The following is a 14,278-nucleotide window of genomic DNA, read 5'->3' on the forward strand; positions in this document are numbered from 1 at the left end:
GCTCAGTTAGTGTTAGTTACCCGCGGTGATAATCGCATCGAAGCCTTGTTTGGTCGCGGCTACGGCTTCTAACGGCGTTAATCCGTCAGGATATTGTTCCTGTTCCAGCACAATCCACTGTGCGCCGCCAATGGCTGCCGTGGCCTGATAAATGGGTAACCAGTTGATGCCGTCCTTACCCACAATTGGCGTGCCTTTGGGTGTGTCATATTCAGGTGCTTTGAAATGCGCTGTCAGGGTTCGGCCCGGATAGGCTTTAACCATGGCAACCGGATCTTTTTCTGCTACCAGTGTCCAACCCACATCCTGCTGCAACACCACTGAATCGGGGGTATTACTGGCAATGTGCTGCCAGAAGGTAATATCGCCAAAGTCTGCCATTTCCTGCGCATGGTTGTGATAACCCACACGTAAACCATAGGGCGCCAGCCGCTCAGCAATCGCAGTTAATTCTTGCGCAACCAAATCTACAGTTTCTGCAGCAAACGCACGATCATCCCAAGGCACAATCACATAGGGCGTACCCAACTGTTGATGAAACAAGGCGGTTGCCACCAGGTTGTCGCCTCGCAACGCATCAAAGCCAACGTGCGCGCCACTTACTGCCAGCCCCAGCTCGGCCAGCTTGGCTTTTAATCCGGTTGGATTGTGCTGATACGGGCCAAAATCACCGGCAAATTCCACACCGTCGAATCCCATGTTAGCCAGCGCTTGCAGTGTACCCACAAAATCAGCTTTTACGTCGTCTTTAACCGACCACAATTGTATGCTGATAACCGGTTTATCAAAATCCGGATACGTCACATCAGCCGTCGCAACGGGTGCCGTTTCTGTTTCAGAGTCTCCACAGCCTGTTAATACCAGGGCCATCGTCAGCGCCACCAACAAGGGCGCAAAAGGCATTGCTAGTTGTTTTATCATTATAATCTTCCTGCGTTAAATTCCTTCACCGCATAATCTACGGCGCGAGCGGTTAAGGCCATAAAGGTAATCGATGGATTCCCTACACCGGTAGAACAATAGCTCGCGCCATCGGTTACAAACAAATTAGGCACATCGTGGGCCTGGTTATAGCCATTCAATACAGAGTCTTTGGGATCGCGCCCCATTCTGGCCGACCCCACTTCGTGAATGGCCAGTCCCGGCGGCGCGTAATTCACATTAGCATGAATATCGCCAAAGCCCGCATCCTGGAACATCTTCACCGAGACCTCGGCGGCGTGCTCCATCATCAGGGTTTCATTTTCCGACCACTTACAGTTGATGCTGAGTTGCGGCATGCCCCACTTGTCTTTTTTGGTGGGGTGTAATTGCACCTGGTTGTCGCGGTTTGGCAGCATTTCACCCTGCGCCCCTAAACCAATCCCCCACTTACCTGGGTTGTGCAGCATGTTCTTAAAGCTCGTACCAAAGCCATCAGATGCACCAAGTCCTTGCCAGTCGGCGCGTGCCGCACTACCTGCCAGCGCATAGCCGCGCTTAAAGGCTTTGTGGTAGCGCTTGGGTTCAAAATGGAAGTTGGGAATGTACAACGACGAGGGCCGACGACCTATGTAATACTCGTCTTCGTAACCCTCTATAGACGCGGTAACATAGGCATTGTAATTGTGATCCATCAGGTAATGTCCCAACACTCCCGAGCTATTGGCAATACCCGTTGGGAAACGTTTGCTGGTGCTGTTGAGCATAATTTGCGTGCTGCCCAGTGTAGAAGCGCACAAAAATACCATTTTTCCAAAGTACTCGCGCTGCTCAAGGGTGTCGTTGTCGATTACCCGCACGCCCACCGCTTTTTGGGTTTGTTCACTGTAAATTACGCTCTCCACCACGCTGTTTGGCGCAATGTATAAATTACCGGTACGGGCTGCGGCTGGCAGCGTAGCACTCTGGGTAGAGAAATAGGCCCCAAACGAACAGCCTTTCTGGCATTCGTTGCGCGCCATACACTGCATACGGCCTAAGTCCACCTGGATCTTCTGCGGTGCGGTTAAGTGAGCACAGCGACTCATGATCACCGGTTTGTCGGGGTGCTTGTCTTTCATTAACGCGGTAAAATCTCGCTCCGGCGCGGTCATTTCAAATGGCGGTTGAAAGATACCATCGGGTAGTTGTGGCAGCCCATCGGCATTGCCGCTGATCCCCACAAAACGCTCCACGTAATCATACCAGGGTGCTAAGTCTTCATAACGAATGGGCCAGTCGTTGCCGTGACCATCTTTGGCATTTGCCTCAAAATCAAATGTGCTCATGCGATAAGACTGACGGTGCCACAACAGCGATTTACCGCCCAACTGGTTGGCGCGGATCCAGCTAAAAGGCGCGTCTGGTTCGGTGTGGTAAGGATAGTCTTTGTCGCTGGAAAAAAAGTGTTTAGTGCCATCGTGAAACGCATAGCATTGCTGTTGAATGGCGTATTCCTCATCAATCAGTTTCTTGGCCACTTTCATTCGGTTAGGGTATTCCCAAACCGGCTTGGCCTCAGTGGTGTAGTCTTTTCTGTGCTCTACCACCCGGCCGCGCTCAACCATCAGTGTTTTCAGGCCCTTTTCGCACAATTCTTTGGCGGCCCAGCCGCCGGTGATACCAGAGCCCACTACAATGGCGTCGTATACTTCCGCAGATTCATTTACGTAGCGATGTTGTGTCATGTTAAAAATCCTGCTGCGACATTGGCTTAATAGTAATCTTTGGAACTGTACGCACTGCCAATATCGGCATAGGGCACTGAGCCCACAAAGCGTCCAGGCACGGCCTGATAGGTGAGTTCCTGAGTAGCGCCTGGCATGGATGTGTAGTAACCAAACACAATCAGGCTTTTGAGTTGCTTAAATGGCCCGTATTGTTCCTGCGAGAACGGTTGCTGCATCGCTTCAAGCTTCTCCAGCAGGGCGATTTGTGTTTCTGTGGTTAGCAATTCAAAAGACTTACCCGTGTCGATTGCCGAGCGTTGATAAATGGATTGTAATACCGACTTGCAGGCTTGTTGGGTGCCTGCAGAGAACACCACCAACAACTGATGTTCTACAAATTCAGTGCAGCCCACATCCACAGCTCCCGGCGTGTCTGTTCGCGGGATCACACACTCACAAATGGCCTTAAGTACCGCGCGCTCCTGTGGGGTAAACAAGCCGGTTTGCGACGTAGTAGCGTCATACGACATCGCAGCCGCTACAGCATTGTTTAGCAATACCCCTTCGGAAACACATAAACCTAAGCCCAATAGCATGCGCTTTAACATGGTACGGCGGGATGGGTTCTGACTCTGCATATGATCCTCTGACGGCAGATTTCATTCGATTTGTTAATTAACTTAACATACTATAAACAGATAACACTATGACTTATTAAGCAAACGCATTAAATCCAGTGAGCATGAGACATTACATAAATGAACCGGTTCATTTTTATTGTTATTTTTGCTTTGGTTATTACTAAAATTTGCCAGATAATCTCATTGCATAGCGGTATTTTTATACCGTAGGATGATGCTTTTATTTTGCTACTCAACAAGGAGTACACCATGACCGATCAACATCGCCGCCAATTTATTTCAGCCGCAGGTACGCTGGCCGCCGCAGCCACACTTACCAGCACATCAGCGTTCGCATCAGGCACCGGCTGCAATACCTTAGGGCCGGTAGTTCACATGGTGTATTTTTGGTTAAAAAATCCCGATTCCGCAGCCGACCGCGACGCCCTGATTGCCGGACTGAATAGCCTGAAAGCCATTCCTCAAATCCAGGGACTGCACGTTGGCGTGCCAGCCTCAACGTTAGAACGCGACGTAATTGACAGCAGCTATCAGGTATCGGAGTTGATGTTGTTTAATACAACAGAGGATCAGGACGCCTACCAGACCCATCCGCTGCATGTGAAGTTTGTTGAGCAGTGCTCGCATCTGTGGAGCAAAGTGGTGGTGTACGATTCGGTATCGGCATAACTGCGTTTCCAGCCCCAGTGGAATGCGTTTTTGTTCGATGTGCCCGGTGGTAATTTACCGGGCATACATTGAGTGTGCATTACTGCGCGTTAAAGCGGATTGACGCCGGTTTCAGCCCCTGCCCCGATACCGTTACAACGACATCCCCTTCAGTGCCGGTAGATTGCACCACTGCCATAAGCTTACCGCGAAACGTATGGCGAAATGGTTGCTTAAAGCTCTCTGCCGAATCGGGCCGCGCATTGCCCAGTGCCATTAATGTTGCTGCGCCCTCCACTTTTACGGTTAACGCCTGATCCTGCTCCCAGTGGTAAATTGAATTGCCCGCTTCGTCCAGTAACTGTATGGGCAGATAGTTAATGTCCAGGCCGTCGGCACGCAGTTGCTGATCTTCACGACTAATCGCAATCGCGGTCGCCGGTCCTGCGGTGGTAAGTTGCCATGCTTCCTGCACATTTCCACTTATATCCAGCCCTTTTGCAACCAGTGTTCCATGCACATAGTTCACAGTAAATTTTGCAATATACTGGTTTTGCTTACCCGCTTGAGCAGTACCAATCAGGGTGTTGTTCAGCCACAACTCAACGCCCGGATACACGCTGTACACGGTGACCTCGAGGGATTTGCCTTCCTGCCCCGGCCAGCTCCAGCTTGGGTGAATGTCCGGGAAAGTCCAGTAGTCATACCATGTTGGGTTTGGTGTGGGTGACAATGATGGCGAAGGCGATTGCACAAAAGCAGAAATGCCGTGTTGCCCGGTATGCCATAATACCTGCCGATAGAACGCAGCCGGTCGCCAATTGCCCAGTACGTCTATCTCACCGGTGTACGCCAGCGTCCAGGGAAACGGCGCCAGCCCAGCCCACTCCGGGGCATATCCGGTCCAGCCAATAGAGGCTTCCCCAACGTAATCCCAGCCTGTCCATACGAAGTCGCCAATCACATAAGGATAATCTTCAACATATTGCCAGTAGGCAAAGGCGTCTTTTGAATAGGTTTCTGAGCCATACATTACCGCCGAGATACCCGCGTTGAAGTCGTGCACGTAGTTGCCCGGTTCATAGTTGTAACCCGATACATCAAAAGCCGACAGATAAGCCCGTGCATGCTCACCCGACATATTCGCCCCAACGGTAAGCGGCCTGCTGGCATCCAGCTTACGTACAAAATCCGTTAGTTGTTTTGCTGTTTGTGCTCCCAGTGCATCCCCCTGCTCCGGGATTTCGTTACCCAGGCTCCACATGACGACGCTGGGATGATTAATGTCGCGGGCAATAAAATCCGTTAAGTCGCCCTGCCAGTTACTGGAAAATACAAAAGAATAGTCATTCTTATTCTCCCACTTGCGTTTATTCCATGCGTCAAACGCTTCACTGATCACCAGCAATCCCAACTCATCCGCAGCCGCCAAAAAGGCGCTGGAAGGCGGGTTGTGGGCGCTTCTAACCGCATTGTATCCCGCATTAAGAATGCTTAGTACCTTACGCCGCTCGGCTTTAGGATGCGCTGCCGCGCCGAGCAGGTAGTTGTCGTGGTGAATATTCATGCCCTTTAGTAATACCGGCTTGTTGTTGAGCAAAAATCCCTGCTCGGGTGATAGCGCTACGGTGCGAATACCAAACCGGGTATCCATGTTGTCGATAACCTCGCCGTCTTTTAGCAGCCGCTGAGAGAGTGTGTATAACACTGGCGATGCAGGCTCCCACCAGTGCGGCTGATTAATGTTGATAGTTTGCGAAATATTGTCGCTGCTTACCGGCACACGTTGGGTTAGCAGCGTCTTTCCGTTTAGCTTAACGGCTTGTTCCAGTGTCAGCCCGCCAGCTTTATCAATCTCATCCCGTTGCAGTGCCGTATTAACAACCAGTACTGCGCTATCGCTTTGGTTACCAGCCTGGGTAATAACCGATGTGCCCCAGCGAGCAATATGGCTTGCCGACAGGGTATGTAAGGTAACTTGCCGGTACAATCCAGACCCGCTATACCAACGGCTGTTTTGCTCATTATTGTGAACCCGCACGGCTACGACATTGCCCTGCCCCGGATGCAAGAAAGGCGTAATGTCGACCTGAAAACCGGTATAACCGTAATAATGTTGGGCTGCTTCCTGCCCGTTAACGTACACAGTGGCATTCATGTACACGCCATCAAACTCAAGCAGATACTGTTTGCCAGAGTCAATACCGGGCAAGTGCTTGCGATACCAGCCAGTGCCCCCCACCGCATAACCGGTGTTGTAGGCATCTTTCGCTGCAGCACTAAAAGGGCTTTGGGTACCAGGTATATCTTCTATGGACCAATCATGCGGCAGCGTGACACGCCGCCAGGTATTGTCGTTAAAGTCAGCCTGTTTAAATTCAGGATTATCATCAAGCATAAAATGCCAATCGGAGTACATATTCAGTGACTCAGCATTTGCTTGTGTGGCTGTCTGCTCAGTTGTTCGGCATTGGGTAAACCCGAACAACACCAGTAGTGTGATCGCCACCAACCATAACGTATGTTGTGTTTTCATTGCGTTAATTCAAAGTAAACGTTTTCCCTATTATTTAATGAATATTAACAATAACTCAAGTCGGAGATGATGCAGGCATAGGCATTAACTGAAATTGAAGCAGTTAAATTTACGATAAAACAATGAATAAACATGAAGTTAAATTAATTAACAACGCTAGAAATAAAAATGTGAAGACGCTACCCATACCCGCACTAAAGGGAAATAATTTCCCAAACCGCTTACTTGCACATCGATGTGTGAGGGAAATATCAGGGAAAGCATTTTGACTTGCGCAGTAAATGGCATTTACTATGGCGTGATTCAGCAAAGGCAAAGGATTCACAGTGGTAAAAATTAATGATGTAGCCCGCGCGGCTGGCGTGTCTCCCGCCACCGTCTCCCGTGTGGTAAATGGCAGAGGCAAGGTGGGTGATGCCTGCAGAGCCAGAGTGCAGAAGATTATTCAGGAATTAGGGTATAAGCCTAACGCGTCGGCACAATCCCTGGTTAATCGCCACACCACCAATGTGGGACTCATTACCCCTAAAATATCCATGGAGTTTTTTGGCAACCTGGCTGCAGGCGCAGAAGTCTCTGCCCGCGCGGTGGGGTACAGCCTGCTGATCTGTAACTCGCTGTACGAGGAAGAATCTGAAATTGCCGCGATTGAAAGCCTGCACGCTAAAGGCTGCGAATCCATTATTCTGCATAGCGACTATCTAACCGACAAACAACTCATTGAGCTCAGTGAACGCTACAAAGGCCTGGTGATCATTAACCGCTACATTCCGAAAATTGCCAGTCGTTGTGTGTGGTTCGACAACGTAGCCTCTACCGCACAAATAGTTGATTTACTTGCCAGCAAAGGCCACGAGGCCATTGCCGTTGCCACCAGCATTTATCAGAATCGCGATCCACAGTTGCGGTTATTGGGGGTGCGCCAGGGCTTCATGATGCAGGGCCTAACGTTTAACGACAATCTGTTGGTTGAATCAACCGCCAACCTGGAAGGGGGCAAAGCCTGTGCCCAGGAACTTATCCAGCGCGATGAACACTTTACTGCGGTAATTGCCTATAACGATTTAATGGCGGTAGGCGTCATTCACGAACTGGTAAAAAATGGCTACAAGGTACCCGAGCAGGTGTCGGTTGTGGGATTTGACGACTCTGCAATGTGCAAAGCCTGCCTGCCAACCATTACCACCATAAAGTATCCTATTGAAGAAATGGCTGAGTATGCCGTGAAGCTGGCCATTGATTTGGCAAAAGATGCGGCCACACCGGAAAACAAAACCCATTTGTTTACCTCGTCAATGATAGAACGAGAAAGTGTCGCCAACGCGCCGTCGAATTAACGCAACGCGGTACTGTTGCTTCGCTGAAAGGTAAAACGCGACAGTACTGCCATGGCACACACACTGACAAGCAAACTGCCGCCCACCAAAATTGCCTGCATAGCGTAGATAACGCCTGAAGGTTGTGCACCAGGTGTATCGGCGTTGAACCCGATAACATTGAGCATCCAGCCCGATAACACAAAGGATAGTACTAACCCGAAATTTAAAAACCGATTGTGCCGCCCAACGACGAAGCTGTCGCTTAACACACCGGTTTTCTGTTGGTTTTCGTAACACACATCGGCCAGCAAAGCAGGGATCAGCGTTGTATGCGCGGTCCAGATCCACGCACCAAGTACAGCATCCAACACCAGCCAATAATCCATATCGGGCTGATACAACACCCATTTAAACATGGCATTGATACAGTTGATGAGGTAAATAGCAAACAGGGTTTGTTTCTTACCAAACCTATTCCCTGCTTTCACAATTACAGGAATCGTAATGAGCCCCATCACCGCATAGGCTGTAGACAAATAGCCCTTCCAGAACGCCCCCTGGGCAATGTCACCGCCCTCAACAAAGTACACCAGCAAATAAAAATCGACATTGATACAGGCACCAATTAGCCCAAATTGCAGCACGGTAACCACAAACAGCAGATTTATTTGCTTCAACAGTTGTGGGTTAAACGGTACCGATTTTTCGGTACTGAAGACCTGGGAAGCAATCGCTGAAACATTACGCGACTTTCCCCATATCCCTGCCAGAGTAGAAAGCACACCAATCAGCAGCACTGCCACCCACAAGCCAATGGTTTTCATACCCACAGCCAGCGAGCTAAACAACTTGGATTGCGCCAACGGAAACAACCAGAAATACAGAATGGAACCGAGTTTTTCAAATACGGAAGTGAATCCCATCACCGAGGTAATGCCGTGCGTATCGGAGGTGGCCTCCATCGCCTGACACCGCATGATCACCGTCATGAAGGTAGCAAAGAAATAGAATACCAGTGAACACGCCAGCAAATACGCAATACTTTGGTCGACGCTCCAATGCACAGGCACAGCCCACATTGCGGCATAGGCCGCAGCACAAATCCAGCCTGAGCCAATCAGCAACATGCGCTGACTGTGTTTCAGTGGCGCAATGGCATCAATAACATTCGCCACCCAAGGGCTGATTAACGCAGACACAAATACCGGAATGGTTAACACCAACCCAAGCAATAGTGGATCAACCCCCAACGTCATTTGATAGTACGGAATAGCCAGTGTGCCAATGCCATGGCTCACAAAGAAAATGGCAAAGTACCCACAGCCCAGGGCAACGTTGTACTTTGTCACTGCATACCGTCCTCGTGAATTGCCTTGATTGACCATTAGTTAATAGCCGCAGAATATCAACAAACAGGGTTATCTTCGAGGTTATGCTGTTGATATTTTCTAAACACCGCACACAAAAGGGAAAGCGATTACCCAAATCTTTTCATTTAACCGGTCGCTGAAAACAATGCGATTCAGAGGAGTGACACTTCGTTGTGCCACTCACATATCCGTCATTTCACGCGCTACCACCCGGAACACCAAAGCATCAATACAAACCCGTAAAAACAACAACATAAACAAGAAAATCCGAAAGATCACCTTGCTTAAAAAACTCAGAAACCTGACATACACAGCATTGCTTTTGTTAAAAATCGCAGCGGATTTTTCACTTGTTTACTTTTCGGAGAACTAAATAACCTCAAGGAAAATTTAGGAAATACCATGGAAAACGTTTTCCTAACGTGTTATAAATTTATTAACATCTTGGGCGAATTTGTTAATTGGCAGTAACAAAACAGCTATTTCACGCAGGATGGAACGCGGGAAATTACACGGTAAACAACACCTGGACAGCGTTTAAGAACAAGGTGAACTACCCATATTTCCACTGAGATTGGACACACTCAGCGCTAATAGGCCCCTTGCCAACATTAGCAACGATTGGAAAACCGTAAAAAGAGATCAACATGATTAAGAGTAAAGTTTCTCTTGCCGTACTCACAGCATTAACCACTTGCGCACTTAGCAATCCGGCTTTAGCACAAACCGAACCGGACGACGAAAACGTAGAAGTTATTCAGGTTCGCGGCATTCAGGGTAGCTTGCGTCAGGCCGCCTTTCAAAAGCAAACGTCAGATGTTATTCAGGACAGCATCGTAGCTGAAGACATTGGTAAATTTCCCGATCAAAACGTAGCAGAATCGTTGCAGCGTATTACCGGTGTTTCCATTTCCCGTGTTAACGGCGAAGGCTCACAAATCAGTGTGAGAAGCTTTGGCCCGGAGTTCAACGTGGTGAAACTGAACGATCGCACGTTGGCAACTACCACCGGTAGTCGCAGCTTCGACTTTCAGGTGCTGCCGTCGCAACTCATCAGTGGCGCTGATGTAATGAAATCCCCCACCGCCGATTTGTCGGCGGGCAGTATCGGTGCGTATGTAAATATCAAAACCGCCACACCACTTAAGCAACCCGGCTTTCACGCATCAGCTACCGCCAAAACTAACTATCACAGCCTGGTAGAAGAGGCCACGCCTGAATTGGCGGGCATTATTAGCAATACGTTTGATGACGACACCTGGGGCGTATTAGTTGGCGTATCTTACAAAGAAAATGCGAATCGCATTGACGCATACCGCACTTCTCACTGGAACCAATACGCCGGAAACGGCAGTGGATTTGGCTTCCCGATGGATGCCGCTGATGTTGTTGATGAAAACGGCAATCCCACCACGCTGGCAGGCAGTCGTGGGCCGGGACGCTCCATTTTTAATATGATAGACGAAGACCGTGAGCGCTTCGGCGCTAATATTGCGTTGCAGTGGGCACCCAACGACAACTTTGAGTCGACGCTTGACGGCTTATACACCAAACTCAATCGCGAATACCTGGGATCTGGCTTACAGGTACCAAACCAAACCCCACGCTACACCCGTGCAGTGATCAGCGATGAAGGCACCCTGTTGGAAGCCACCATTGCCGATACCGATTTAGAAATGAACGTGGTATACGGATTACAGGAATCCACCACTACAGCGTTTGGCTACAACGGTGTGTACACTGGTGACCGTCTGGTAGTGGAATTCGATGCGTCATACTCTAAGGCGGAAACCAGCTTTGAAGGCGATGATACTACGGCCTTGCACTACACCATGTTCGATACAGATGGTGTGCGCCAACCCAGTGAAATTCTGATTGATTATCACAATGACATTCCAAGCCTGACAACCACCGGTGCACTGGATATTACGGATATCTCCAAGGTACGTGCAGCATGGCAACGCTACGCTGCTGAAGAAGCAGAAGACACCGTAAAAGAAGTAAAACTGGATGCCTTGTACGACATCGACGCGGGCCCACTGACGTCGGTAAAAGTTGGCGCGGCCTATACCAAACGCAACATTGCATTTTCGCGATTCGGAACAGAATTTGACCCAACCAGTGGCGGCGAAACCTGGAATGGCTCGGGCATGTGGATTGGCGATGGCAGCACCTGGGGTGACAACGCGGCAGTGGGTGTATTGCCGGCCAATGTTCTGGAGCTCAGCGCAAACAACTTTATGGATGGCACAGGCAATGGCTTCCCACGTCAATGGGTTCAGATTGCCAATCATCAGGCCTATCGGGCAGCCACGCAGGCGTACTTAGAGCAGGCCGTAGCCAACGGTGATGGCTGGCGCGGTGATATCGTTAACGCGGGTTGGGATACCGTCTATCCGAGCCCGGGTGGCAGCTACGAAAACGATGAAACCATGCTTGCCTTATATTCGCGCTTTAACTTTGAAGGCGAATTGGGCGATTACACCTGGCGCGGCAATCTGGGTGCGCGCTACATTGATATCGACAATACTGCTCGTGGCACAGCCTCTACCATTGATATGCTGATGATCAATGAGGCATCGTCTAATCTGCCGGAATCGGTTGATAACACAGCAACCACGTCGGCTAAGTCTTCCACTGTGGATACCTCGGAATCACACTTTCTGCCCAGCGCCAACTTTATGCTGGATTTAGAGAATGGCTACATAGTGCGTTTGGCGGCAGCACAAACTATTACGCGCCCTTCGCTGGCTGATGCCGGTGTAAACGTGCAGGAAACAGCGGGGGTAGATAGCCCAACGGTGACTATTTCAGGCGGCAACCCGTACCTGAAATCCTATGAGGTAAACCAATTGGATGCCTCGGTAGAATACTACGCCGACAATGGCAACGCCTATTCACTGGCGTTCTTCTACAAGGATATTTCGAACTTTATTTCTACCATTACCACCGTAGGTCCCTGGGACGGCAATATTTCACCTGAACTGGCAGCGGCCTACGCCAATCTGGGCCAAACAGTAACCTACAACTCCACGCGTAAAGAAAACCGCGACGGCGGCTCAGTTGCCGGATTAGAAGTGGGTGTACTGCACAACTTCGACTTCCTGCCAGGCTTTGGTGTTCAGGCAAACTACACCTATGCACACAGTAAAGACGACAGCGCCTTACCGATTAATTTACCGTCGGTAGTTGAACCGGGCAGTGGCTTGGAGGGCTTTGCAAAAAACTCGTACAACCTGATCGCGTTTTACGACAAAGACGCATTCCAGGCGCGGGTAGCTTACAACTGGCGTGATGCGTTTCTGAGCAGCCGTTCAGGAGATGGTATTCAGCCTGAATACAATGATGCCTACGGACAACTGGATGCCAGTGCGTCTTACGACATCAACGAAACCTTTACGGTATCGCTGGAAGCGGTGAACCTGACCAACGAAACACGCTTGCAATACTATGGTCAGCGCGACCGTGTAAGCCTGGTTGAGATGACCGGTACCCGTTACTACCTGGGTGTCAGAGCCACGTTCTAATCAAGGCAAACGAACGTTGTTCGGACATAGCCACCAGCACTTGTTTATGAATAAACAAGGGTTGGTGGCTTTCTACGTTACACTTTGAGAACAATCCGGAGGGCCAGTGCAATCCTCAGCTATTAAACACTATGTTATTGCGGGCGGAGGCACTGCCGGCTGGATGACCGCCGCCCTGCTGGGCAAACTGCTCGCGGGAACAGATGCCAGCATTACGTTGATAGAGTCGCCAGAGCAGCCTGGCGTGGGGGTTGGCGAGGCCACCGTACCCAGCTTTGTTGATTTCGTAAAACTGCTTGGCATTGATGAACAGGCATTTGTAAAAGCCACGCAAGCCACCTTTAAACTGGGAATCCAGTTTAGTAACTGGCAAACGCCAGGACACAGCTACTGGCACCCATTCGGACATGTTGGTGCGCGCATCGATGGAAAACCATTTTTTCAGCAATGGCTGCACGCCCATCGCCATGGCCTGCCCCACACCTATACCGACTTCTCGGCGTCGGCGCGCATGGCACAGGAAAATAAGTTTTACATGCCTAACCCACAGCAACCCAACAACTTAAGCCATATGGGCTACGCCTACCATTTCGACGCGCAGCGCGTGGCGGTGTTCTTACGCGACTTCGCTGTGAGTAAAGGCGTTGTGCATAAACAAGCGCATATCGAACAGATCCAGACCAGCGCCAACCATAGTGCCATTGAGCGGTTAATTACCCGCAGCGGCGAGCACATTGACGGTGATTTTTTTATTGATTGTACGGGCACACAGGCACGGCTTATGGGCCAGGCACTGAATACCGAATTTATCGATTGGCAGCGTTACCTGCCGGTAGATCGTGCCTGGGTTGTGCAAACAGAAAATACCGACGAGCCCGTTCCCTACACTAAAGCCATAGCAGAACCCATGGGCTGGCGCTGGCAAATTCCGCTACAGCACCGCACAGGCAACGGCCTGGTGTTTTGTAGCCAGTACACCAGCCCCGACGAGGCTAAGCGTTACCTGCAAACCCAGTTAACCAAGCCACTGCTGAACGAACCCAGGCTTCTGACCTTTAAAACCGGTCATCTCAATCAGTTCTGGCGCAGTAATTGTGTAGCAATTGGTTTGTCTGCCGGTTTTCTGGAGCCACTGGAATCCACCGGTATTTATTTAATCATGCGGGGGATATTGAACCTGGCCAAACTGCTGCCTTCGAGCCCGCCCTGCGAGGCAACCATTCAGGAGTACAATCAACTGATGCTGGCGGAATACCAGCACATACGCGACTTTATTGTGCTGCACTATTGCTTATCCCAGCGCTGCGACTCGCCGTTCTGGCAAAGCTGGCAACAACGCGACATTCCCACATCCCTTACCCATAAACTCGCGCTGTATCGAACCCGCGGTGTGGTGTCGCATGCACAATCCGACTTATTTGCAGATCACAGCTGGCACGCGGTAACAACAGGTATGGGACTGCTTCCAAGCAATATTGATCCAACCGTCAGCGCTGTATCTCCCCATCAACTCATTGAACTACTGAGCAGAATGGATACGTCGTTTAGCCATTCAGTGAATCAGCTACTCACTCATGGTGCGTATATACATGAATTCGCTTCGTAAG

General features: G+C 50.1%; 9 protein-coding genes. 4 read left to right on the plus strand and 5 right to left on the minus strand.

Annotated elements, in window-relative coordinates:
• Positions 1-12 precede the first annotated feature (12 nt).
• Genes ACLR2L_RS00355 through ACLR2L_RS00365 form a run of 3 tightly spaced genes read right to left on the minus strand, consistent with a single transcriptional unit; the run spans position 13 to position 3,268 of the window.
• A complete protein-coding gene (locus tag ACLR2L_RS00355; RefSeq protein WP_413364682.1) occupies positions 13-921 on the minus strand; it encodes a sugar phosphate isomerase/epimerase family protein in 909 nt (302 codons plus the stop codon).
• On the minus strand, positions 921-2,648 hold the full coding sequence (locus tag ACLR2L_RS00360) for a GMC oxidoreductase (protein WP_413364684.1): 1,728 nt from the start codon (positions 2,646-2,648) through the stop codon (positions 921-923). The genes ACLR2L_RS00355 and ACLR2L_RS00360 overlap by 1 nt, the downstream gene beginning before the upstream one ends.
• Positions 2,649-2,674: 26 nt before the next feature.
• Positions 2,675-3,268 (minus strand): gluconate 2-dehydrogenase subunit 3 family protein, encoded by a 594-nt coding sequence (locus tag ACLR2L_RS00365; RefSeq protein WP_413364686.1) that lies wholly within the window; start codon positions 3,266-3,268, stop codon positions 2,675-2,677.
• Between the two features lie 252 nt (positions 3,269-3,520).
• On the opposite strand from ACLR2L_RS00365, the gene ACLR2L_RS00370 reads away from it, so the two are divergent.
• Complete coding sequence (locus tag ACLR2L_RS00370; RefSeq protein WP_413364688.1) at positions 3,521-3,940, plus strand: Dabb family protein; 420 nt, start codon at positions 3,521-3,523, stop codon at positions 3,938-3,940.
• Between the two features lie 79 nt (positions 3,941-4,019).
• On the opposite strand, the gene ACLR2L_RS00375 is transcribed toward ACLR2L_RS00370, so the two are convergent.
• Positions 4,020-6,455 carry a glycoside hydrolase family 2 TIM barrel-domain containing protein gene (locus ACLR2L_RS00375; RefSeq protein ID WP_413364690.1) on the minus strand — a complete coding sequence of 812 codons (2,436 nt, stop codon included), beginning with the start codon at positions 6,453-6,455 and terminating at the stop codon, positions 4,020-4,022.
• Positions 6,456-6,781: 326 nt separating this feature from the next.
• Here ACLR2L_RS00375 and ACLR2L_RS00380 point away from each other — a divergent pair, with 326 nt between their 5' ends.
• Entirely contained in the window at positions 6,782-7,792 is a 1,011-nt protein-coding gene (locus ACLR2L_RS00380) for a LacI family DNA-binding transcriptional regulator (RefSeq protein WP_413364692.1), read from the plus strand.
• Here the strand turns inward: ACLR2L_RS00380 and ACLR2L_RS00385 are convergent.
• Positions 7,789-9,123 carry an MFS transporter gene (locus ACLR2L_RS00385; protein WP_413364694.1) on the minus strand — a complete coding sequence of 445 codons (1,335 nt, stop codon included), beginning with the start codon at positions 9,121-9,123 and terminating at the stop codon, positions 7,789-7,791. The two genes, ACLR2L_RS00380 and ACLR2L_RS00385, sit on opposite strands and share 4 nt — an antisense overlap.
• 668 nt (positions 9,124-9,791) lie before the next feature.
• Between ACLR2L_RS00385 and ACLR2L_RS00390 the strand changes: the two genes are divergently transcribed.
• Together ACLR2L_RS00390 and ACLR2L_RS00395 are read left to right on the plus strand one after the other, a co-directional pair.
• Entirely contained in the window at positions 9,792-12,671 is a 2,880-nt protein-coding gene (locus ACLR2L_RS00390) for a TonB-dependent receptor (RefSeq protein WP_413364696.1), read from the plus strand.
• 106 nt (positions 12,672-12,777) lie between these two features.
• Positions 12,778-14,277, plus strand: a complete 1,500-nt coding sequence (locus tag ACLR2L_RS00395; protein ID WP_413364698.1) for a tryptophan halogenase family protein — start codon at positions 12,778-12,780, stop codon at positions 14,275-14,277.
• Position 14,278: the final 1 nt, after the last annotated feature.

This window comes from Alteromonas sp. AMM-1, assembly GCF_047290655.1.
Taxonomy (GTDB): domain Bacteria; phylum Pseudomonadota; class Gammaproteobacteria; order Enterobacterales; family Alteromonadaceae; genus Alteromonas; species Alteromonas mangrovi.